The 22,896-nt window shown below is 57.5% G+C and carries 19 protein-coding genes; 8 read left to right on the forward strand and 11 right to left on the reverse strand.

Annotated elements, in window-relative coordinates; translation table 11 throughout:
• Positions 1-12: 12 nt before the first annotated feature.
• Positions 13-1,185 (forward strand): Gfo/Idh/MocA family protein, encoded by a 1,173-nt coding sequence (locus ACZ3HG_RS11745; RefSeq protein WP_191934434.1) that lies wholly within the window; start codon positions 13-15, stop codon positions 1,183-1,185.
• A gap of 57 nt (positions 1,186-1,242) precedes the next feature.
• On the opposite strand, the gene ACZ3HG_RS11750 is transcribed toward ACZ3HG_RS11745, so the two are convergent.
• Positions 1,243-2,136: a LysR substrate-binding domain-containing protein gene (locus tag ACZ3HG_RS11750; protein ID WP_191934433.1), complete on the reverse strand. Its 894-nt coding sequence runs from the start codon at positions 2,134-2,136 to the stop codon at positions 1,243-1,245.
• Between the two features lie 157 nt (positions 2,137-2,293).
• Here ACZ3HG_RS11750 and pckA point away from each other — a divergent pair, with 157 nt between their 5' ends.
• Positions 2,294-3,910, forward strand: coding sequence for a phosphoenolpyruvate carboxykinase (ATP) (gene pckA / locus ACZ3HG_RS11755; protein ID WP_191936761.1), 1,617 nt, complete (start codon positions 2,294-2,296; stop codon positions 3,908-3,910).
• Between the two features lie 70 nt (positions 3,911-3,980).
• Here the strand turns inward: pckA and ACZ3HG_RS11760 are convergent, their stop codons facing one another.
• Both ACZ3HG_RS11760 and azuC read right to left on the reverse strand, forming a co-directional pair.
• A complete protein-coding gene (locus ACZ3HG_RS11760; RefSeq protein ID WP_465332888.1) occupies positions 3,981-4,511 on the reverse strand; it encodes a cysteine hydrolase family protein in 531 nt (176 codons plus the stop codon).
• Between the two features lie 306 nt (positions 4,512-4,817).
• The gene (gene azuC, locus ACZ3HG_RS11765) at positions 4,818-4,895 is read right to left on the reverse strand and encodes a stress response protein AzuC (RefSeq protein ID WP_118665912.1); all 78 of its coding nucleotides are present in this window, start codon (positions 4,893-4,895) and stop codon (positions 4,818-4,820) included.
• A gap of 246 nt (positions 4,896-5,141) precedes the next feature.
• Between azuC and ACZ3HG_RS11770 the strand changes: the two genes are divergently transcribed.
• Positions 5,142-5,774, forward strand: a complete 633-nt coding sequence (locus ACZ3HG_RS11770) for a LysE family translocator (RefSeq protein ID WP_084344169.1) — start codon at positions 5,142-5,144, stop codon at positions 5,772-5,774.
• Here the strand turns inward: ACZ3HG_RS11770 and ACZ3HG_RS11775 are convergent.
• The 3 genes from ACZ3HG_RS11775 to ACZ3HG_RS11785 all read right to left on the reverse strand — a co-directional run bounded on the left by ACZ3HG_RS11775 (position 5,764) and on the right by ACZ3HG_RS11785 (position 8,045).
• Positions 5,764-6,528 (reverse strand): helix-turn-helix transcriptional regulator, encoded by a 765-nt coding sequence (locus ACZ3HG_RS11775; RefSeq protein WP_191934430.1) that lies wholly within the window; start codon positions 6,526-6,528, stop codon positions 5,764-5,766. The two genes, ACZ3HG_RS11770 and ACZ3HG_RS11775, sit on opposite strands and share 11 nt — an antisense overlap.
• 34 nt (positions 6,529-6,562) lie before the next feature.
• The gene (mntP, locus tag ACZ3HG_RS11780; RefSeq protein ID WP_191934429.1) at positions 6,563-7,129 is read right to left on the reverse strand and encodes a manganese efflux pump MntP; all 567 of its coding nucleotides are present in this window, start codon (positions 7,127-7,129) and stop codon (positions 6,563-6,565) included.
• Between the two features lie 319 nt (positions 7,130-7,448).
• Positions 7,449-8,045, reverse strand: coding sequence for a short chain dehydrogenase (locus ACZ3HG_RS11785; RefSeq protein WP_191934428.1), 597 nt, complete (start codon positions 8,043-8,045; stop codon positions 7,449-7,451).
• Positions 8,046-8,148: 103 nt separating this feature from the next.
• On the opposite strand from ACZ3HG_RS11785, the gene ACZ3HG_RS11790 reads away from it, so the two are divergent.
• Together ACZ3HG_RS11790 and ACZ3HG_RS11795 are read left to right on the forward strand one after the other, a co-directional pair.
• Positions 8,149-9,042 (forward strand): LysR family transcriptional regulator, encoded by an 894-nt coding sequence (locus tag ACZ3HG_RS11790; RefSeq protein WP_465332889.1) that lies wholly within the window; start codon positions 8,149-8,151, stop codon positions 9,040-9,042.
• Between the two features lie 53 nt (positions 9,043-9,095).
• Positions 9,096-9,338 carry a DUF1158 family protein gene (locus ACZ3HG_RS11795; protein WP_118665219.1) on the forward strand — a complete coding sequence of 81 codons (243 nt, stop codon included), beginning with the start codon at positions 9,096-9,098 and terminating at the stop codon, positions 9,336-9,338.
• A 189-nt stretch (positions 9,339-9,527) separates the two neighbouring features.
• On the opposite strand, the gene mgtA is transcribed toward ACZ3HG_RS11795, so the two are convergent.
• The gene (mgtA, locus tag ACZ3HG_RS11800) at positions 9,528-12,203 is read right to left on the reverse strand and encodes a magnesium-translocating P-type ATPase (protein WP_465332979.1); all 2,676 of its coding nucleotides are present in this window, start codon (positions 12,201-12,203) and stop codon (positions 9,528-9,530) included.
• Positions 12,204-12,994: 791 nt separating this feature from the next.
• Between mgtA and ACZ3HG_RS11805 the strand changes: the two genes are divergently transcribed.
• On the forward strand, positions 12,995-14,323 hold the full coding sequence (locus tag ACZ3HG_RS11805; protein ID WP_191936764.1) for an MFS transporter: 1,329 nt from the start codon (positions 12,995-12,997) through the stop codon (positions 14,321-14,323).
• A 60-nt stretch (positions 14,324-14,383) separates the two neighbouring features.
• Here the strand turns inward: ACZ3HG_RS11805 and ACZ3HG_RS11810 are convergent, their stop codons facing one another.
• On the reverse strand, positions 14,384-16,444 hold the full coding sequence (locus tag ACZ3HG_RS11810) for an AsmA family protein (protein WP_465332890.1): 2,061 nt from the start codon (positions 16,442-16,444) through the stop codon (positions 14,384-14,386).
• A gap of 62 nt (positions 16,445-16,506) precedes the next feature.
• Positions 16,507-17,280, reverse strand: coding sequence for a cyclic-guanylate-specific phosphodiesterase (gene pdeH, locus ACZ3HG_RS11815; protein ID WP_465332891.1), 774 nt, complete (start codon positions 17,278-17,280; stop codon positions 16,507-16,509).
• Between the two features lie 286 nt (positions 17,281-17,566).
• Here pdeH and kdgK point away from each other — a divergent pair, with 286 nt between their 5' ends.
• Positions 17,567-18,499, forward strand: coding sequence for a 2-dehydro-3-deoxygluconokinase (gene kdgK / locus ACZ3HG_RS11820; RefSeq protein ID WP_465332892.1), 933 nt, complete (start codon positions 17,567-17,569; stop codon positions 18,497-18,499).
• On the opposite strand, the gene ACZ3HG_RS11825 is transcribed toward kdgK, so the two are convergent.
• Positions 18,471-19,751: an alginate lyase family protein gene (locus ACZ3HG_RS11825; protein WP_465332893.1), complete on the reverse strand. Its 1,281-nt coding sequence runs from the start codon at positions 19,749-19,751 to the stop codon at positions 18,471-18,473. The two genes, kdgK and ACZ3HG_RS11825, sit on opposite strands and share 29 nt — an antisense overlap.
• Before the next feature lie 408 nt (positions 19,752-20,159).
• Here ACZ3HG_RS11825 and ACZ3HG_RS11830 point away from each other — a divergent pair, with 408 nt between their 5' ends.
• Positions 20,160-21,035, forward strand: a complete 876-nt coding sequence (locus tag ACZ3HG_RS11830) for an alpha/beta hydrolase (protein WP_191934421.1) — start codon at positions 20,160-20,162, stop codon at positions 21,033-21,035.
• A gap of 89 nt (positions 21,036-21,124) precedes the next feature.
• On the opposite strand, the gene ACZ3HG_RS11835 is transcribed toward ACZ3HG_RS11830, so the two are convergent.
• Positions 21,125-22,606, reverse strand: a complete 1,482-nt coding sequence (locus tag ACZ3HG_RS11835) for a M16 family metallopeptidase (RefSeq protein WP_191934420.1) — start codon at positions 22,604-22,606, stop codon at positions 21,125-21,127.
• Between the last annotated feature and the right edge of the window lie 290 nt (positions 22,607-22,896).

Consider the following 22,896-nt stretch of genomic DNA (forward strand, 5'->3'; position numbering starts at 1 on the left):
AAGGAATATCAGATGATTAACGGCATTAAACCTCTCGACCGCTCCCTGCGCTGGGGCATGGTAGGCGGCGGCGGTACCAGCCAGATTGGCTATATCCACCGCTCGGCTGCGCTGCGCGACAGCACCTTTACCCTGGTCGCGGGCGCGTTCGATATTGATGCGGCACGTGGCCGCGCCTTTGGCGAGAGTCTGGGCGTGGATGGCCATCGCTGCTACCCGGACTATCAGACGCTGTTTGCTGAAGAAGCCGCGCGCGCTGACGGTATTGAAGCGGTATCGATCGCCACGCCCAATAATACGCATTTCGCCATCTGTAAAGCCGCGCTGGAATCTGGCCTGCACGTGGTGTGTGAAAAGCCGCTGTGCTTTACCACCGCAGAAGCGAAAGAGCTGGCCGCCCTGAGCCACAGGCAGCATAAAATTATCGGCGTTACCTACGGCTACGCCGGTCATCAGCTGATCCAGCAGGCGCGCAGTATGATTGCGGAAGGTCTGCTGGGCGATATTCGCATTGTGAATATGTCGTTCTCGCACGGCTTTCATAATGAAGCGGTCGAGCTGGATAACCCGAGCACCCGCTGGCGCGTCGATCCGGCCTTCGTCGGGCCGAGCTACGTGCTGGGCGACCTGGCGACGCACCCGCTGTTCCTGGCAGAAACCATGCTGCCCGATCTGAAAATCAAACGCCTGATGTGTTCACGCCAGAGCTTTGTCAAAACCCGTGCGCCGCTGGAGGATAACGCCTTTGTCCTGATGGAGTACGATAACGGGGCGGTGGCATCGCTGTGGTGTTCGGCCGTGAACTGCGGATCGATGCACGGCCAGAAGATCCGCGTGATCGGATCGAAAGCCAGCCTGGAGTGGTGGGACGAACAGCCAAACCAGCTGCGGTATGAAATTCAGGGTGAGCCGGTGCGTATTCTGGAGCGGGGAATGGGCTACCTGACCCCGCGTGCGCGGGAAGAGGACCGCATCGGCGGCGGCCATCCGGAAGGGCTGTTCGAAGCCTGGTCGAATCTGTACCGCCGTTTTGCGATTGCCATGGATGCGACCGACCGGGGTGATGACGCGCTGCTGGCAGATTTCTGGTATCCGGATGTTCATGCCGGGGTGGCAGGCGTGCAGTGGGTAGAGCGCTGCGTTGCGTCAGCCGATGCGGGCGCAACCTGGGTCGATTTCGCGTAACAGGCCCTGTGCCGGGTGGGGCGGAAAAGCCGATCGGCCCCGTCCCTCTCCGGGGCGTTACTCCCGCCGTGTCGGCTGGGAGCGAATATACTGCCAGAACCGCTCCGCAGACAGATTCAGCCGGGAGCCGGAGCGATAAACATAGGCTTTAATTTCCAGCGACACCGCAGGATCAAGAATGGCCAGCCTGCCCTCACGCAGTTCATCCTTGATCGAATACTGCGGCAGCCAGCCCACCCCCTGGCCGTTAACGATCATGCGCTTCAGCAGTTCGCTCATTGACGAGACAAACCGCAGTGAAAAGGTGTCGTCAGACAGCGTATCGATCACCTGATTCACCTGCCGTCCCATGTAGCTGTCGTTGGCATATTTCATCAGGGGCAGAATATCGTTACTGAGGGAATACAGCGGCTGACCGTGATCGTCACAGGGCGTAACCAGATGGAGGTGAGAGTCAAAAATCTTATGATGAACAAAGGGATAGTTCATCAGCTCTTCGTTATAAAAACTCAGAATAAAATCGCACTTCCCCTCTTTCAGGTTATAAACTGCCTCATCCACGTTAATCGATTCAACATAATGGATACGCTCCAGGCTGTCGTTATATCCGGCAATCATTTCGGGCAGCAGCAGCACGGATAACGACGGGGCCGCATCGATTTTAATGCTCTGCCTGAGGTTGTCTAACCCCTTGATTCGGTTGAGCTGGAAATCCATATCATCAAGCATATTGCGGGCATAACCGATAAAGTTTTTACCCTGCTGCGTCAGCTGTAGCGGGTTTTTGCTGCGGTCAAAAATCATAAAACCCAGGGCAGACTCAAGGGACTGAATACGGCGGCTGAAGGAGGACTGCGAAATATTTCGCTTCTCTGCGGCCTGGGTAAAACTCCGGCTCTCCTCCAGGGCAATCACATCATAAAACCATTTTACTTCGAGATTACCGATCATCGATGTCTGTTTCCCCTGTCGCAAAAACGCTATGCAAATTTAGCATGCAGCATAGAAATTATGCAATTAGAGCATCCATTATCCAGTGCTAGTATCCCTGCACGAGTTCGCAACAAACCGTTAACCCATCCTCAGACCATTACTAGTCAGGTATCTCATGTCCAGCACTGTATCTCTAAAAGCCGCTTTGTCAGACCTTGGTATTACCGACCTTCATGACGTGATTTACAACCCCAGCTATGAACTGCTGATGGAGCATGAAACCGCGCCCGGGCTTACCGGCTGGGAACGCGCCACTCTCACCGCCTCCGGTGCCGCCGCGGTGGATACCGGCGAGTTTACCGGGCGTTCCCCGCGCGACAAATATATCGTCAGGGATGCCCTGACCGAAGATACCGTCTGGTGGTCTGACGCCGGCAATGGCCGTAATGATAATAAACCGCTGTCGCCAGCCGTCTGGGCAGAACTGCGCGCGCTGGTCTGCCAGCAGCTGTCAGGGAAAAAACTCTACGTGGTAGACGCCTGGTGTGGTGCCAATGCCGACTCGCGGCTGGCGGTCAGGGTGGTGACAGAAGTCGCCTGGCAGGCGCACTTTGTGAAAAACATGTTTATCGCCCCTTCCGCAGAGGAGCTGGCGAACTTCACCCCTGATTTCATCGTGATGAACGGCGCAAAATGCACCAACAGCCAGTGGCAGTCACAGGGGCTGAACTCTGAAAACTTTGTGGCCTTCAATCTGACTGAGAGAATTCAGCTGATTGGCGGGACCTGGTACGGCGGCGAGATGAAAAAAGGGCTGTTCTCAGTGATGAACTACCTGCTGCCCCAGCGGGGAATTGCCTCAATGCACTGCTCCGCCAACCGGGGTGCTGCGGGGGATGTTGCGCTGTTCTTCGGCCTGTCCGGTACCGGTAAAACCACGCTGTCCACAGACCCGCTGCGCGAGCTGATCGGTGACGACGAACACGGCTGGGACGCGGAGGGCGTCTTCAACTTTGAAGGCGGTTGCTATGCCAAAACCATCAATCTGAGTGAAGCCGCAGAGCCGGAAATTTACCGCGCCATCCGCCGCAACGCGCTGCTGGAAAACGTGATGGTGAAGGCCGATGGCAGCATCGACTTCGCTGATGGCAGCAAAACGGAAAACACCCGGGTCTCCTACCCGCTGGATCATATTGAGAATATCGTCCGCCCGGTGTCCGCTGCAGGCCATCCGTCGAAAGTGATTTTCCTCGCGGCGGATGGCTTTGGCGTGCTGCCGCCGGTTTCGCGCCTGACCCGTGAACAGATGCAGTACCACTTCCTGTCCGGATTTACCTCTAAACTCGCCGGCACCGAACGCGGCATCACCCAGCCGACACCGACCTTTTCTGCCTGCTACGGGGCCGCCTTTTTAATGCTGCCACCGACCCGTTATGCCAGCGTGCTGGCGGAAAAAATGGCAGAAACGCAGGCAGAAGCCTGGCTGGTCAACACCGGATGGAATGGTAAAGGGGAGCGCCTGTCGCTGAAGGATACCCGCAATATTATCAACGCTATCCTTAACGGGACGATTGCGCAGAATGATACCCGGCTGCCGATCTTTGAGCTGATGATCCCGGCTCAGGTTCCGGGGGTGGCGGATGCCCTGCTTGACCCGCGCAATGGCTGGGAAAGCGCAGAACAGTGGCAGCAGGCGGCCGAAAAATTAGCCCGCTTATTTATCGACAACTTTGCCCAGTACACCCGCACAGAAGACGGCGCGCGTATCGCTCAGGCCGGACCAACCCTCTGATCCTCCCTCAGGCGGAATAAGGCCTTACCGGCCTTATTCCGTTTATCCTGCTGAATGCTGTCCGACTCCGTTACACAAAGCGCACATCCGCCGTGTTGACCAGACGGACAAACGGCCCCGCCAGCGTTGCATTATGATGGGCAATTATCTGCGCGGCGGTGAGCACGGCACTGTCCTGGGTGCTGTGGGCATCGCTCACCAGCTCCACGTCAAACCCCAGATCCGCCGCCGCCCGACAGGTGGTGTCAACGCAGTATTCTGTTTTCATTCCGGCGATCACCAGCCGCTTCACGTCAGACGCCTGCAGCCATGCCAGCAGCGGCGTACCGGCAAAACAGCTGGGCCGCGCTTTGTTAAAACAGCGGTCCGTCTCCGCCCGCGGCAGTTCCGCAGCCAGCTGCCACGCCATGCTGTCAGCGGCGATCGGCGATCCCGCCGGGCCGGTGTGTTGGGCAAAAAAGACCGGCACCTGCTGCAAACGGGCAGTGACAATCAGATGGGAAACGTTCGCCAGTAAACCGGCTTTATCATGAGGCTCCTGCGGACCGTGCAGTAAGCCTGCCTGCATATCAATGATTAATAACGCGGAGGCGTCAGACATGTTATTTCTCCTTTATCGATGCGGGTAAACACCGGTGACGACGGAGAAATAAGCGACCCCGTCGGAAACCGGCGGGTGGGGGAAGGTGTGCTAACTACTCAGACACGCAAACTCGCCACACGCCGCCATAAGCGGTGGTGGTGGTGGTTGGGGTGGTAAGACACAGCTGAGTCGGTTGCATAGAGGACAGATTCGCGCAGACGCGACGGTTATGCAATAGCTTTCTCATGGGATAATCGAAACGGGTGATAACCATCGGTCGATCCCTGACCGACGCATTATCGAGGGTTTTCGGTGCAGCCAGGCTTAAAGAACAGCGCCTGGCGGTACGTGTTTAAAGGTGTCGACATAAACCCGGAACACGTATTTAAAGAATTTTTTCATGATGGCCTGTATGCCGCTTTATTGAATATTGCTAGAAAATTATACATGCAGCCCATTTTTCAGGCAATATTTTATGAGCCAGATCACATAATCACCCTCAGTATGCCGATAAAAAGATAAACCAGAGCTAAACGGCCTCGCCGCACGGGAGGCGTCCCTACCCCTGCCGCAGGCGCAATATTTTCCAATATTTCCGCTCATGCCCTGAGCATAATGGGCTTCACTTTCCTCACTGACCGGACGCCAATGCCCTTTTCAAATGGTTTTCTTCTCAGCCTTTCCCTGTGCCTGGATATCGGCATCGCCAATATTGCGATGATCACCCTGGCGATGCAGCGCGGTTATTTTCACGGCTTTTGGCTGGGGATCGGCACCTGCGTGGGCGATCTGATCTACGCCATCCTCGCCATGGCGGGGATGGCGGTGCTGTTGCAGTTCACTGCGGTGCGCTGGGTGCTGTGGATCGGGGGGTCGCTCATCCTGCTGTGGTTTGCATGGAAAATGGTGCAGAACGCCCTGCGCCCGACGGCGGACCTTAGCGCCGGGGACATCGGCCAGGCACTCAGTATTCGTCAGAACTTTTTTCGCGGTATTTTCCTCGCCATGTCATCGCCCACGGCGATCCTGTGGTTTGCCGCGGTCGGCGGTGCCCTGATTTCGCGGATGAGCAGCAGCGGCACAGCGGCGTCAGGATGGTTCCTCAGCGGATTTTTCCTCGCGGGCGTGACCTGGACGGCGGTGCTGTGTGCGATGGGGAGTGTTGGCGGACGCATGCTCGGGGCGAAGATGCTGCGCTGGTCGTATATCGCGTCGGCGGTGATTTTCTGCTATTTCGCCGGTTACGTGATCCTCTCCGGCTACCGTGAATTTATCGGCTGAGCCTGCGCAGATAGTGATGGGGGGTGATCCCCATCATTCTGCGAAAGCTGTTAATAAAGTGGCTCTGGTCGTAAAAGCCCAGCCGGTGCGCCACATCCAGGGCGCTGTGGTGGTCACGCAGCAGATTACGCGCTGCCAGCAGGCGCAGCTGCATATGATATTGCAGCGGGGCAATGCCCGTCTGCTGACGAAACTGCCGCACGAAATGATATTTGCTCAGTCCGGCAGCGGCAGACAGTTCGTCCAGCGTCAGCTTTATGGTCAGATTATCGCGCATGCACTCCAGCGCCCGCCCCACGGGAAGCGTGGCAGGCGCAGGGGACGCGCCGCGCCGGTGTTGCAATAGCTGGCTGGTCAGCCACAGCAGGTTTTGCTCCTGCTCTTCATCACCTGACTGCACATAGCCGCAGATGGCGGCAAACAGCGTGGGATCGCGCAGTACCCCTTCATACAGGATCGGCGGAGATCGATCGGCAAGATCGGCAAATACCTGACGCGGCAGATGAATACTGTAAAACTCCACCGGATCGGCACCAAACTTCGAAGACTGCAGCGTTTCAGGGTTGTAAATGGTGATGTCGCCTGCGTGGACGAACAGGGTTTGCCGGTGCAGGCTGAGGGTTTCAATGCCGCTGAGGTTGGCACTGATGACATATTCTTCGTGGGTGTGCAGCGGGAACGCCGCATGGCTGGCGGTGAGGTGTGAACATTCAATCTGATTGCGGCTGTTCCAGTCGACTATCGATAACGCCATATCCACTCCGCCCCTGACAGGCCGGAGAGTGCATTCACCGGCCCAGATGTTCCGCTAAAATACTACAGCCAATACCAATGAGCACTACGCCGCCGAATATTTCTGCCCATTTTCCCATCACCGGGCCCAGGAAACGGCCCAGCAGGATACCGGCCGAAGCCATTATCATGGTGGACGCGCCAATCGCCAGCGCGGTGGTAACGATGTTCACCTGCAGAAATGCCAGACCCACGCCAACGGCCAGCGCATCCAGGCTGGTTGCCACCGCCGTGCAGGCCAGCAGCCAGAAACCGTGGCTGCTCGGGGCTTCTTCCGGGTTGCACTCTTTCTTACGCAGCCCTTCCATGATCATGCGGCTGCCTAAAATAAACAGCAGGCCAAACGCCACCCAGTGATCCCACGACATGATGTACTTGCTGGCCGCCAGGCCAATCGCCCAGCCAATCAGCGGGGTCAGGGCTTCGATCGCGCCGAAAATCAGGCCGGTACGCAGCGCTTCTTTCAGGCTGGGGCGATGCAGACTGGCCCCTTTGCCGATCGCCGCCGCAAAGGCGTCCATCGACATACCAAAAGCCAGAATCAGGGTTGCGTATAGGTTCATTGTATTTATCCGGGCTGAAGCAGCAGGGGCGCATCAGGTCGTTAAAACATCAGCTTATGTGGCAAAAATCATCATAAGCCTGTTCAAGTGACACGCATCCTAGCACGCTAATCGCCAGAAAAAAAGACAGTAAAATCAGGGATTTGAGTATAGCCTCGGCTATACTTTTTAACAGTGGCTAATTTAGAGGTGAAAAACAGAGCGGAAACTCTAAAAGAATTACCGTCTTACAAAAAGAGTAGGGATATACATCCCTGATCGGACTGGGGGATATTTCGCCGGCTGCTGGCCAAATATCTCCCCCTGTTTGCCCGCAGAATTACCACACCTTAAACACTTTCCCCGTATCAATTCCCTCCACGCTGCGACGATAGGCGAGCGCCACGCGGCCTGCCGGAGCACTCTCAAAGCCCGGGAAGAACGGGCCGTAGCTCTCCAGCGATTCGGTTAATACCGTCGGGCTGACGGCGTTGATGCGTAACCCGTTCAGCTCGGCGGCGGCGGCCAGCACAAACCCCTCCAGCGCCGCGTTCACCGCCGTGGCGTTCACCCCGGTGCGGATCGGCTGTTGGGCAAGAATACCGCTGGTCAGGGTGAACGACCCGCCCGGATTAACGAAGGCTTTGCCGATCAGCACTAAGCGCACCTGTCCCATCAGCTTGTCCTGCAGGCCGTGGTTAAACTGCTCGCTGGTCATCTCTGCCAGCGGGCCAAAGTGTACGCCGCCGGTGGCCGCGATCACCGCATCAACCTTTCCTGTCTGAGCAAACAACGCTTTGACACTCTCCTCACGACTCAGATCGACCTGATAATCCCCGTGGTTTTTTCCGACGCGGATCACCTGGTGATCCTGCGCCAGCTCCTGCACGATGCCCTGACCCACGGTGCCCGTTGCGCCAATCACTAAAATTTTCATCTGTTCTCTCCTGTCGGTTATTCAGTCCGGTGAGTGTGCCGTAGTGCAGTGGATCAATAAATGCGCGATACTTTCGGGAACTCCGAACCCAGGGTTTGTAATCATGGATAAATTACGCAGTATCGAAGCCTTTATCTGCGCCGTGGAGAGCGGCAACTTTAGCGAAGCCGCGCGACGGCTGGACATCACCGCCGTGATGGTCGGCAAGCATGTCCGTCAGCTGGAGACCGCACTCAATACCCGCCTGTTGCAGCGTAATACCCGCCGCCAGCACCTGACGGAGGCCGGTGAAAGTTACTATCGCCAGTGCAAGCTGGCGCTGGCCCAGCTGCGTGAAGCGGATGAAAGCGTGGAAAATATGAAACGGACCCCGTCCGGTCTGCTGCGCATCAGTGCCCCGCTGAATCTGGGTGCCAGCGCCATTGCTGCGGTGGTGACACGCTATCAGCTGCGCTATCCGCAGGTGAAAATCGAACTGGATTTGAACGACCGCTTTGTGGATCTGATTGCGGAAGGGTTTGATTTTGCCATCCGCATCGGTGGCCTGAAGCACAGCGAACCGCTGGTCGCCCAGTTTCTGGGGGAGTATCAGATGGTGGTGTGTGCCGCACCGGACTATCTGGCGCAGTTCGGTTCACCGCAAACCCCGGAGGATCTGCAACGTCATCGTTGTCTGGCCAACCGGGCGTGGAATAAAAATAATGCCTGGCAGTGGGGCAACGTCACCTGGCCCTTTGACAACAGTTTTACCTGTAATGATGGTCAGGCCCTGCGCCAGGCGGCGCTGGCCGGGGCCGGGCTGATACTGCAGCCGCGTATTCTGCTGGCGCAGGATATTGCCGATGGCCGACTGGTGCCATTGCTGCAACAGTGGCAACCCGCCAGTCGCCCGATTAATCTCCTCTGGCGTCAGGATCTTAGCCCCTCGGAAAAACGCCGTAGCTTCGTTCGCTGGATGCGTGAGCAGGTGCCCGCCGCTCTGGTGGTTAATGATTGAAGATGGCCTGGGATTAACAGAAAATAGCCGCAACTGACTAACACGGAATCGTGATGAAAAACCCGTTTGAGACTTTCCTGATGCCCATGAGCGCCCTGCTGCTCGGCTTTCTCTCGGCGCTGCTGCTGCCTGCGCCCTCGTTCGGTCTGGCGCTGGCGCGCAGGCTGGTTGAGATGTTCCACCTGGCAGATATCGGCCAGCTATATACGCTGGTGTTCTGCCTGTGGTTTCTACTGCTGGGGGTGATTGAGTTCTACGTCATTCGTTTTATCTATGTGCGGTTTATCCGGCCCTGATAATGGCCGGGGTCGGCCCGATAAAAGGCCGCCCCAACCGGAAAAGTGCCCCGGGGCTGACTTTTTTCGGTCAGCCCACCAGGTTACCCGCTAAATATCATCGCAATACTGCTGGAAAAAATCAGCAATCCAATAAAGAACAGGATAATAGCGGTCACGGCATTATTATTTTTCATCGTTACGCTCCCCTCAGAACCACTGGCCAAAACGGCGCATATAAAGGCGTTTCATGCCCTGAGTCACCAGGCAGTAGCCCAGCAGCGTCGCCAGCAGCCACGGGAAGTAGTTCCACGGTAGCGGCACCAGCCCGACGGCATGGCCCAGCGGTGAAAACGGGATCAGGATCCCCAGCGCCATCACCAGCCCGGTCATCAGCATCACCGGCAGGGCGGCACGGCTCTGAATAAATGGAATTTTCTGCGTGCGCAGCATATGCACCACCAGCGTCTGTGACAGCAGCCCTTCAACAAACCAGCCAGACTGGAACAGCGCCTGCGTTTCTACGCTGTTCGCCGCAAAGACATGCCACATCAGCCAGAAGGTAGTGATATCAAAAATCGACGACGTCGGCCCCATCCACAGCATAAAGCGGCCAATGTTTTTGGCGTCCCACTTGCGCGGCTTGCGCAGAAACTCTTTGTCCATTTTATCCCACGGCAGCGCCAGCTGGGACAGGTCATACATCAGGTTCTGCAACAGCAGATGGATCGCCATCATCGGCAGAAACGGAATGAAGGCGCTGGCCACCAGTACGGAAAAGACGTTGCCAAAGTTGGAGCTGGCAGTCATGTTCAGGTACTTGATGATGTTGCCAAACGTCTCGCGTCCTTTTATCACGCCCTGCTCCAGCACCAGCAGGCTTTTTTCCAGCAGAATGATATCCGCTGACTCTTTGGCGATGTCGGTCGCGCTGTCGACGGAAATACCGACATCCGCCGCGCGCAGCGCCGGCGCATCATTGATGCCATCGCCAAGGAAACCGACGGTGTGACCATTGTGTTGCAGCATCTGCAGCACGCGGGTTTTCTGCTGCGGGCTGAGGCGGCAGAACAGCGTTCTCTCTTCCACCCTCAGTGCCAGTTCAGCGTCGTCCATACGCGCGATCTCACTGCCGCACAGCGGCTCACCCGCCTCCAGCCCCACATCACGACAAATCTTAGCGGTGACAATGGCGTTATCGCCGGTCAGGATCTTCACCGTCACGCCCTGTTCATGCAGCGCGGCAATGGCGGCAGCCGCGCTCTCTTTCGGTGGGTCGAGGAACGTCAGCAGGCCAGTAATGACCAGTTCACGTTCGTCGGCTGCACTGAGCTGAGAAGTAAGCGTGTGCTCACTCACCTGACGCGTTGCCACCATCAGCACACGGAAGCCCTGCTGGTTATAGCGCCCGGTCAGCTGGCGTAATTCAGCGCGACCGGCCTCATCAAGCGGACGGACTTCTCCCCCCTCCATCCGGTAGGCAGAAACCGCCAGCATCTCCTCGACCGCCCCTTTACAGATCAGGGTTTGCCGGCCTTCATCGGCCACCAGCACTGACAGGCGACGGCGCTCAAAATCAAAGGGCAGTTCATCAAGCTTGCGGTAGCGCCACAGTCCGCTGACCGCCGCATTCCCCTGGCAGTAACCTAAAACGGCGCGATCCATCAGGTTTCTGACCCCGGTCTGATGGCGACTGTTCAGCCAGGCAAGCTGCAGAACGCGGTCATCACTGTGGCCCTGCAGGTTGAGATGCCCGGCAAGCAGGATTTTGTCCTGCGTTAACGTGCCGGTTTTATCGCTGCACAGGACATCCATTGCACCCAGATTCTGGATAGCATTCAGGCGTTTAACCACCACTTTGCGTTTCGACAGGGCAATCGCCCCTTTCGCCAGGTTGGAACTGACAATCATTGGCAGCATTTCTGGCGTCAGGCCGACGGCCACCGCCAGCGCAAACAGTAGTGCATCGCTCCAGTCACCTTTGGTGTAGCCATTAATCAGCAGCACTACCGGTACCATCACCAGCATAAAACGAATGAGCAGCCAGCTCACACTGTTGACGCCACGGTCAAAGGAGGTTTGTGGGCGCTCACCGACTAATGATTTTGCCAGTGACCCGAAGCAGGTCTGGCCGCCGGTGGCGACCACCACGGCCGTGGCGCTGCCGCTGGCCACGCTGGTGCCCATCAGGCAGATACCCGGCTGACTTAGCAGGTCCTGATCATCAACGGCAACAGGGTTGCGATGCAGCGGGCTGTGGCTGTCATACTTCTCCACGGGCAGGGCTTCTCCACTCAGCGCGGCCTGGCTGACGAACAGATCGCGTGAGGAGAGCAGCCGCACGTCGGCGGGGATCATATCCCCTGCCGACAGCTGCACGATATCCCCCGGCACGACCTCCTGCAGCGGTACTTCCCTGCTGACCGCCTCACTGTCTGTATGACTGCGGCGCATTACCGTTGCCGTGGTGCTGACCAGCGACTTCAGCGCTTCCGTCGCCTTATTGGTGCGGTACTCCTGCCAGAAACGCAACAGACCGCTGAGGCTAATCATCACCAGCATAATGGTAGCCCCGGTCAGGTCGGTCTCTTCGCCGCGCCGTAGCGGCATCACATAGTCGGTAAACACGCTGATGGCTGCCAGCACCATCAGGATCCAGATAAACGGGTTGTTGAAAGCCTGGAACAGTTGAATTAACGCGGCCGGTGCACGATCACTGGCGACCTGATTCGGGCCGTATTGTTCCAGGCGTGCGGCCGCCTCTTCACGGGTCAGCCCCTGACGTTGAGTATTCAGATGAGCGAGGGTGTGATCCTGGCTCTGGGTGGCCGCGCTGGCGATAGCCAGGTCACGTGCCATTTTCAGGTGGGTCTGGTGCATTTTCATCATGCCAGCTCCTTGAATAAAGGTGTTTTACGCGCAGGCACAGCACGCCTGCAGACGAGGATATTTTTCGGTTATTCAGTGGGAGGCAGGCGGACAGGACGACAGCAGGCAGGGATCAGTTCAGGTTTATCCCCCTGTGGTCACACCGCAGCCTCTCTCGGGACGGAGGTTCTTTCATCGGGTGTTCCTTATGGCAAAAAATATTTTATGCACGGGAAGCCAGGCGCAGAGACAAGCGACGCAGGAAGAGTGCAAATAAAGGGGGGATGAAACAGCTCGGATTAAGGAGGTGAAACATAGCCCGCCGGTTTTCGGCAGGCTCACAACGGAGTGGGTCTGCCTTTATAACGTGTGAGTTACAGGGTGACTGTCCAATTGTGTGCTCCTGAAGTGAAAGTGCGGGAATTTTATGCCGGGAGGGAGACGTTGTAAACCATGCTGATAGTTTCCTTCCTAAACCTTTTATCAACAACCTGGCGATACTTTTTAAGCATAAGTTGTCATAAATAAGCCAGAAGCAGTTGAAAATCGCGAATCCTGGCGATTATTTAGCCAACAAACAGTATTTATCGCTGACAGAACACTGTAATTATGCGGTTTTGTAGTGATTCACGCCACGGTTCGTCGATTTCACCCTGCCATCTGCCCGCAAATATCGCGTATCGAAAATTATCCTCTTTTCGGTCGCTGAATGCCCCTCCCCGGCGCTTTTTCACCATTGAATGCGGCTTTGGCTGTGCGTAAGATTCTTGTTACACCGTTTACAATCACATAAGAAATAAGAAACATTTATGCAAGCTTCCATCGCGCCATCCACCGACACCGATCCGGACGCCACGCCCGTAAACTCACGCGGCAAAGTGGTGATCGCCTCGCTGGTCGGAACTGCTATCGAATTTTTCGATTTCTATATTTACGCGACGGCGGCCGTGATCGTCTTTCCGCATATCTTCTTCCCGCAGGGCGATCCGACCGTCGCCACCCTGCAGTCGCTGGCCACCTTCGCCATCGCCTTTATCGCGCGGCCGATCGGGTCTGCCCTGTTTGGTCACTTCGGCGACCGCGCCGGGCGTAAAGTCACGCTGGTGGCTTCTCTGCTGACCATGGGAATTTCGACCGTGGCTATCGGCCTGCTGCCGGGCTACGACACCATTGGCGTCTTTGCGCCGCTGCTGCTGGCGCTGGCGCGCTTTGGTCAGGGGCTGGGCCTCGGCGGCGAATGGGGCGGTGCGGCCCTGCTGGCAACGGAAAACGCCCCGGCGAAAAAGCGGGCGCTGTACGGTTCGTTCCCGCAGCTGGGTGCGCCCATCGGTTTCTTCTTTGCTAACGGTACCTTCCTGCTGCTCTCCTGGCTGCTGACCGACGAGCAGTTTATGAGCTGGGGCTGGCGCGTTCCCTTTATCCTGTCTGCCGTGCTGGTGCTGATCGGGCTGTATGTCCGCGTATCCCTGCACGAGTCACCCGTGTTCGCTAAGGTACAGAAAGAGAAAAAACAGGTCAAAGTGCCGATTGGCACCCTGCTGACGAAGCATCTGGGTACCACCATTATCGGTACGTTCATTATGCTGGCGACCTATACGCTGTTCTACATTATGACCGTCTATTCCATGACCTACGGCACCACGCCGGCGCCGAACGGGCTGGGCATTCCCCGCAATACCTTCCTGTGGATGCTGATGGTGGCGGTGATTGGTTTTGGTATCATGGTACCGATTGCCGGGCTGCTGGCTGACCGCTTCGGGCGTCGTAAGACGATGATCGTCATCACCCTGCTGATTATCGGTTTTGCGATGGTGTTCCCGTCGATGCTGGGCTCTGGTGACCCGATGCTGATTATGGCCTTCCTGATCTGTGGCCTGAGCGTGATGGGGCTGACATTCGGCCCGATGGGGGCATTGCTGCCGGAGCTGTTCCCGACCGAAGTCCGTTATACCGGCGCATCGTTCTCCTACAATCTGTCGTCGATTCTGGGGGCCTCCGTTGCGCCCTACATCGCTACCTGGCTGGCCCATAACTACGGCCTGTTCTACGTAGGCGTTTATCTGGCCTCGATGGCCTGTCTGACGCTGATTGCGCTGATCCTGTGCAAAGAGACACGCGACGAATCGCTGTTTAACTGAGCCGCTGCGGGCCGACCCAAAAAAGGTCGGCCCTGCAGGCGTAACGGATCGTCCCCCGCGCTATTTCCCGTTTTTCATCTGCTGCAACACGCGCGTACACTGGTTATCGTCGTTATCACTCGGCGAGACCAATGCCAGCAGCGCCGCAGCGGGCCCGACGACCGCACCCAGCGCGACCGCTGCCGCACCGCGTGCGATCAGCGGACCCGCTTTGACCCCGGCATCCGGATTTTTAAAGGTGCCGCGCACGTACAGCGGTGAACGCAGGGTGACAATCCTGATGCCCTTACTGTCAGGGTTAATCGACAGATCCAGACGCTCGTTAGCAAAATTGGCCGTGCCGGTGATGTTGATAATCGCGTTTTCCGTGTCAAACACAAACAACCGCGACGTGGCCAGACCGTTTTTCATGTCCAGGTTCGCCGCCGCGCAGTTTATTCTCACCTCATCATCACCAAACAGTTTACCCACCACATAATTGCCCACATTCAGGCCGACGATTTCCATCAGATTGCGGCTGATCAGCCCATTATTCATCAGCAGTTTCAGATCGCCATTGCTGGTCGCCAGCAGATCAGCCACCGAATTTCCGCGCCCGCTCAGGGTAGCATCACCGTTCAGCTGGCCCAGCGCGCTCTGCATCGCCTCAACGCCCGGGAACAGCTGGCGCAGTTTGAGCTTGCGTGCATGAAGGTCAATACGCCCCTGCATGGGGGTTGTCTTGCCCTCCAGGCGAACGCTGGCGTTCAGGCTGCCTCCGGCCATGCCAAAGCTGAGCGGATCGAGACGTAGCGTGCCGTTTTTCATGATCAGATGAGTGGAAAGGTCGCTAATCGGCAGGGAGCTGCTGTGTTCAATGCGACGGCCTTTGAACGTCACATCCGCATCCATCACATCCCAGCTTTTGGTATCAAAAGTGTCATGCGGGAGCACACGATCCGCTGGCTGGCTGGACGCCTCACCGCGCCCGGCCTTCGCTTTGGCGGTCTTTTCACTGCCTTTGCCTGAATCAACACCGATCAGCGGCCCGAGATCGGCCATACGCAACTGGCGGGACTCCAGCGCCCCTTCCAGCGTAGGCCGGGGTTTGCCCTGCCGGTAGGTCAGGGTGCCGTGGATATCACTGTCACCAATATGACCGTTAAAGTTTTTATAGCGGAACACCGCACCGCCCTTCTGCCGGAAGCTCGCGGTCAGATGACCGTCGGTTTCATAGGGAGGGGTGTCCGGCAGCAGGACGCCGGTCAGGCCGTAGAGGTTGGCCAGCGTATCACCGGAGAAACGCAGGCGGAGATCTACCCCGCCGGGATTCATCGGGTCCTGCACGGTACCCGCCAACCGCACGCGGGTGGTGCCGCTGCGCACATCGGCCTGCACCGGGAACGGGGTATTCTCACTGCGCAGCGACAGCATGCCACCCGTCTTGCCTTCACCGCTGAGTTTTTCGTTGTTATAGGTGCCGCTGGCTCGCCAGCCGAAGACAAAGTCAGCCGCCCCTTTTTGTCCGTCCTCCCCTCCGGCCAGCTGGGCATAGGCCACCGGTTTGCCCAGTGGGTCAACGGCCACCTGAACATCGGCCTTATTCACCGCATCGCGGTAGCTGATGTGCCCCTGGTCAAAAACAACGTTATCCAGGCGGAAAGACCAGGCGGATGGCGTCTCACGCTCACCCGGCTCCCCGCTGTCAGCGAGGGTAAACGTCCAGTTATTCTTGTGGTCGGCAGTCTGCACCAGCTTCGCCACCGGCTGTTGCAGCTTGATCCACGGCAGGTAGACCTGCTTACCCAGCAGGGCCAGCGGTGAGAGTGTGGCGTCAATACGCGCCAGATGCAGCATCGTGACATCGGGGATTTCAGGCGGATTGCCCAGCATAATATCCTGAGCATGAACATGTGGCCAGGGCACCCAGCGCCGCCAGCCAGGTTCGTCACGATGACGTTCCCAGGACACGCCCAGATCGCCACGTATGGCAAAAGGGCGGTTAATTTCCGCTGAGACTTTCTGATTAATGGTGGGCTTCAGGCGATTCCAGTCAAAGGTGGCCATAAACAGGATCGCCCCCCCTACCAGTACGACTATTATCCCCGCAATCCAGCTAATGACTTTCCCCGTACGCGACATTCGTCGTCTCCTTGATGGCTATCCGTCTCTGCTAAAGATAGTCGAGACGGCAGCACATGGCATCAGACGAAGGTCAGCGGCAGGGTTTCCAGCTGTTCAAACGGCATCGGGCGGGCGAAATAATAGCCCTGAGCGGCACAGGCGGGGGAATTGCGAACCTGCTCCCACTCCTCTTCAGTTTCCACCCCTTCCACAATCACGCCTTTGCAGTAGCGATTGATCAGCGCCAGTAACATGCCAAACAGGTTGCGACCCTCTTCACTTTCACGCAGCAGGATAAACAGCTCACGAGCGAGTTTGATGTAGTCATATTTCAGTTCGGTCAGCGCGGAGAAGTTCGCCATGCCGGAGCCAAAATCGTCCAGCCACAGGGGGCCCAGTTCAGGCATCTGTGCGACGATCACTTCCTGCGGTAATACATGGTGCTCAACCAGTTCAAAACGCACCCAGGGGCAGCGCGCAATCAGCTGACGAACGGTACTGTCGTGCTGGATAGCCAGCAGCGTTGGCCCGTCGATATTGACCGACGCCACCATATTGGTACTGACAAATTTCCTTTCCCATCTGGCCAACAGCGTAAGCTGCTCGGCCACAATATGCAGGCGTTGAGGGATCTCAAGCGTTGCAAAATAAAGCTCCGGCGATACTCTTTTGCCTGGGGCGGTCGGGTGGAAAACCGCCGTAAGCAACTCAATTGCCATCAGGCTACCGTTAACCCGGTAAATGGGCTGAAAGTTATAGGAACGCTGGCACTGCTGCCACCAGGCAGGTTCTTTAAGCTGCTCTTGTTCGACAATTGCGTTCGGTAACCGGTGACTGAGGCTATTCAGCACCATTATTGTGACCCTTTTTTTGTGAGACCGCCTTCATATGGCATCCCGTGCTGCAAGTATCGGCATCGTCTCTGAGAACGTTAGCCATACCGCCGCCACGTAAATGTCACCCATGGTAACAAAAGTGCGTGAATTCAATCGTTAAAACAGGCACAACTTAGGGCGTTTTATCAGCAGTTGGCCGAGAATAAACTCTCTTCACAATAAATTTAAAACGTCGTTTTAAATCGTTGACTGTTGTCTTCTGCAGGGCGAGACTAGAGGCAGATTTCTTATTGAGCGAATGACCATGACGCAACAGAAACTGGCCGTGATCGGCGAATGTATGATTGAACTCTCCCAGCAGGGCCGCGAGATGAACCGGGGATTTGGCGGAGACACCCTGAACACGGCCGTCTATGTCGCACGCCAGGTCCCGGAGCAGGCGCTGCGGGTGGATTATGTGACCGCGCTGGGCAGCGACAGCTTCAGCCGCGAGATGGTCGCCGCCTGGCAGAGCGAAGGGCTGCACACCGACCTGATCCAGCGGATGGAGGATAAGCTGCCGGGACTGTATGTGATCGAAACCGATCCGCAGGGTGAGCGTACTTTTTACTACTGGCGCAACGACGCCGCCGCACGCTACTGGCTGGAGGGTGAACGCGCCGAAGCGATCTGCCGTCAGCTGGCCCACTACGACTATCTCTATCTGAGCGGCATCAGCCTGGCCATCCTCTCTGCCCCGGCGCGCGAAAAGCTGTATGCGCTGCTCGCCGCCTGTCGCGCCAACGGCGGAAAAATTATCTTCGATAATAACTACCGCCCGCGCCTGTGGCAGAGCCAGGAGGAAGCCCGTACGGCCTACCAGGCGATGCTCACCCTGACCGATATCGCCTTTTTGACGCTGGATGATGAGATCCTGCTGTGGGGGGACGCGCCGGTGGCAGAGGTGATCGCCCGCACGCAGCAGGCGGGAGCCAGTGAAATAGTGATCAAACGCGGGGCCGACGCCTGCCTGGTGGCCAGCGGCCAGGATGCACTGCTGGAGATCCCCGCCGTTCGCCTGCCACCGTCAGCCGTGGTGGATACCACCGCCGCCGGGGATTCGTTCAGCGCGGGCTATCTGGCCGTGCGTCTGACTGGCGGCAGCCCTGCTGATGCCGCACGGCGCGGGCACCTGACCGCCAGTACGGTGATCCAGCATCGCGGCGCGATTATTCCTTTGGCGGCAATGCCGGACTGACGCTGAAGCGGGGCACGGCGAGCAGCCAGGTATCGCGCAGTGCATCGGCCGTCGCCCCACGGGCTTTTGGATCGGCAGGCCGATCCCATCGGACCTTACGGATCGTCGCCTGATAGCGATCGCTATTGCGCTGGTTATCGGCCTGCGAGAGCAGCGGGATCAGCCTCACGCCGAGGTGATCGAGGCTGGGATAGGGCCAGGTTTTCCCACTGTCGCTGTACGGGGCCATAAAATCCAGCGCAGTGAGCAGGCTGGCCTGCTGCGGCGTGCGGTAATGCCATAAATCGCCGGCACCGCTGTGTCGGGCGACGGTCGCCAGCGCGGTCAGGGCCTGCAAATTAAACCAGCTGTAGTGGAAGGAGCGGGTGCGGGCCAGTTCTTTCGGCTGGCTGCCGTCGGCGGCAAACTGGTCATTCATGCGCTTTTGGGCCTGCTCCAGCATAAGGCTAATGACCTCAGGACGCCCCAGATACCAGGCGATGCCCGCCACCTGCACGTTGTACCAGCTGCCGTGATTGTTCTCCGCCCGTGCTTCACTTTTCCCCAGCCTGCTGGTCTGCAGCCAGTGCAGATAATCACTCATCCACTGCTGCATCTGTTGCTCATCCTCCTGCCGCCAGCCGGGCGCACGGCGCAGTATCAGCAGGGAATCGACGATGCGTGTCGCCAGATAGCGCCCGTCAAGCACGCCAGAGCGCCGCCCGTCCGCCCTGCCCGGCACGCCCTGGGCATAGTTCAGGTTGGGGTTCATGCGGGTGGCGGGGTCAGTAAACCAGCGGCGGATCAGCGCTATCGCCCGGCTGGCGTAACGATCGTCGCCGGAAAAATACCAGGCCAGCGTCAGGGTCTGCACCCGCGCGGTAAAGGCTGCCAGCCGTACGCCGTCGCTGTCATTGTTTTTGCTGGCCGGATTGATCTGACCGTCACGCCGCACCCATGGCAGGCCGCCGGGAGCAGCAGCGTCCGGCCACCAGTAAGCGCTGAGGCTGAGGTAATCATGCTTTGAGCCGCCTGGCGGCATAAGTCCTTTATCGGTCACACTCATGAGCGGTGCCTTCAGCGCCTTGTCAGCCTCGCGCTGCAGCGCCTGCCATGCCTGCTGCGTCTGCGCCGGTGCCTGATGCTGTTGCAGGCGGGTTTTATTCAACGCCAGCGCATCCGCGTTCAAAAAGGCATATTGCTGTGCCGACACTGGCAGGCAGAACGCCACTCCCAGCAGTAAGACGATGACAGAACGTAAACTGAATCTCATCGGGGCTCCCCGTTCCGGTTTCATCAAACAGCATAGCCCGGGCGGAATAATACGCCGACAGCATTAATCAAAAATCTTGCATCAAATTATTTCCTGCAAGATCCCCTTTCAATAAAATGATTATTCCTGAATAAAAACAGCGATTGTGTAATTCGTTTGTGTTTAGGGAAATGTTTTAATATTGCTAATGTAATTATTCACAAAGGCAGACAGGGCGCGTCTTCCACACGGTTAACCGTTAAATTTGAGTATATTCCGAAACTGGCTACCAGCGGTGCGAAATAGTAGACGCCGGGGGAGGAAAACGGCACTGTTTCTCTGCAATACGCCGTGACAAATATCCCGCTTCCTTTTTTCTGCGGCTTCTATAATTTTATTCAACACCATAACAATAATTCAGGAGCGCCCATGAATGCTGAAATATTTAATCTCTGGCCTCACGGTGATGCGCCGGGTGCCAGCGACTCCCGGGCGCAGCCGCAGATTATTGATTTAGCCAAACCATTTGAACCCTTTGATCGGGCCGCCAGCGGCGTGCGCTGTCCGGAACTGGCTGTCTGGTACCCGGAACATTCCAATGGGGTGACGTTGCTGGTGGCTCCCGGCGGCGGTTATCAGCGTATCATGATCGACAAAGAGGGCAGCGCGCTGGCGATGTTCTTTACCTCCATGGGCTATACGCTGGCGGTGATGACCTATCGCCTGCCCGCCGACGGCCATCATGAAGGTGCCGATGCGCCGCTGGCCGATGCACAGCGGGCGGTCAGGGTACTGCGGGAACGTGCCCAGCGGGGCCGTAACGGTGAACGCATCGTGATGATGGGCTTCTCTGCCGGGGGCCATGTGGCCGCCAGCCTGGGCAATCGCTTCGGTGAGAAGCTCTATCCGGTGCAGGATGCTGCCGATGCCCTCTCGCCGCGTCCTGATGCTCAGGTGCTGATCTATCCGGTGATCAGCATGCGTGACGGACTGGCTCATGCCGGGTCGCGTTTGCAACTGCTGGGTGAGCACCCGGATCAGAAGGAGATTGATGCCTGGTCAATGGAGACACGCGTCAGCGGGAAAACACCGCAAACCCTGCTGATCCACGCCGTGGACGACGCGTCCGTTCCTGTCAATAACAGCATGGTGATGTTCAGCGCCCTGCGGGAAAACGGGGTACCCTGTGAGCTGCATTTCTACGAGAAAGGCGGTCACGGCTTTGGCATTCGCAACGTGGCCGATCTGCCCTTAGCCAGCTGGCCCATGCTGGTTAACGAATGGCTACGCGCGCGTCAGTGGTGAAGCCAGGTTGACGACGGGCGGACCAAAAACGAAGGTCCGCCACTGCCTGTCATACTGTTATCACAGACTGACCGAAAAACAGGCCGCCCCTACTGTGCTGGCGGACTGCCGTCGGTGGGTGCAGCATCAGCAGGCGCTGTTGCAGGGGCGACCGGCGTCATGATCTTCTGCCAGTTCTCCAGCAGCATTTTCACTTTCGTTTCCGGTTCACCCTGCGGTTGCATCAGTACCATCGTCATATCCTGAGTTAACTGCTGGCGAAGTTCCTGGTTGAGTATATCCAGCGTCATTCCTGACAAAAACGCCTGCCGCAGTTTCTGATACTGCTCCGGGGCAATGTCCACCACCGCATTCTGCTGCGAACGCAGACGCTGGCTCATCAGCACATCGGTATCGGTCCGCGCATAGGTGGCAAACAGCTTGTTCAGTTCGCTGGTTTTCTGCGCCATTAGCGCATCAAACTCCTGCTGCGACAGCCCCTTATCGCGCACGTTGACCATCTCTCTGGCAATCATGTCCAGGTTGCTGTTCAGCGCCGCGTTGTCGGCATCCATATTGATTGCACACTGGGCACGCTGGTACAGCACGCGACAGTCGAAACCGACCTGCATGCCCTGAGTTTTCTTATCACTCAGCACCTTCTGCACATGCCAGAACAGGGCTTCACGCGCCAGGTCGCTCTGCCAGTAACGCAGCAGATGCTGTGACTCACGGATCGGCTGCCACGGCGTATCCCACACCAGGGCCAGGCGATCCTGACTGATGGCATTATTCATCAGATTCACCGGCTGCTGCGGCAGCGGGGAGAGCGTGGGCAGTGCGGAAGGCTGGTCACGCTTGCCCTCCAGCGGAGAAAAGACTTTGTTAATCTGCTCGGACAGGCTGCGGCTGTCGACATTGCCGACCACAAACAGCGTCATCGCGTCAGGGGTGTACCACTGCTTGTAGAATGCGTAAAGCTGCGTCAGATCCACCGGCACTTTGACCGGTGCCCCCGGGTCATGCGCCAGCATCGCGGAGCCTTTCAGGCGGTAACGCCACCACACATCCTGCGGGTTGCCAGGCCAGGTGGCAATCGGATCGGCAGCGTTGATCGCGGTGTTGATAACCTGCTCATTAATGGTCATTTTGCCTGCGGTGGCTGCCAGCCAGTTGAGGGCTTCTTTCAGCAGTTCCGGGCGGTTGTTGGGCAGGCTGAGGTTATACAGCGTGTAGTCGTATGAGGTGATGGCGGGCGGCTGCGGATGTTGCGGATCAATGCTTTGCTGCCACAGTGACCGCTGCTGTGCCGGGTCAAGCGCGGCATTATGTACCAGCGCCAGACGAGGTATCAGGTGGCTGTAGCCTGCCTGCTGGGCGCTTTCAACCAGCGCGCCGGTATTGACCATCAGGCGGATCTCAATGCGGTCGCTTGGCCGCTGAGGGGTGGTGAGCAACTGCCAGCTAAAACCGTTCTCCAGTTTTCCCTGCTGCCAGGCAGGATCGGGTTGGAGTGTTTCAGCCTGTACAGTGCTACTGGCTACGGCCAGTAATATTCCACCAATTAATAGACGAATTCTGGTGCCCTGCATGTGAACCCCTACTCAATCACAAACCAAAAATTTTTCACTGGCGGTCTACGGCCAGCTTCTGTCTGGTTGACAGATAACTCCGGAAAGCCGCTGTTTATAAAGGAACAGCTTCTTAGACCACACATCGATGAGGATGTCGCACAGCGGAATGAAAAATAAAAAAGTATACCGTCAATCGTTCCGGCGGCTTCAGGGTGGCAGGGAAAAAACTCACCGGCCATCAGCCGGTTCGAACAGCGCTCACCCTGCCCGTAAGCTGACTCTGGTCAGTGATTCGGATGCAGAGTGAA

The sequence above is a fragment of the Erwinia sp. PME.40.26/001 genome, assembly GCF_055556675.1.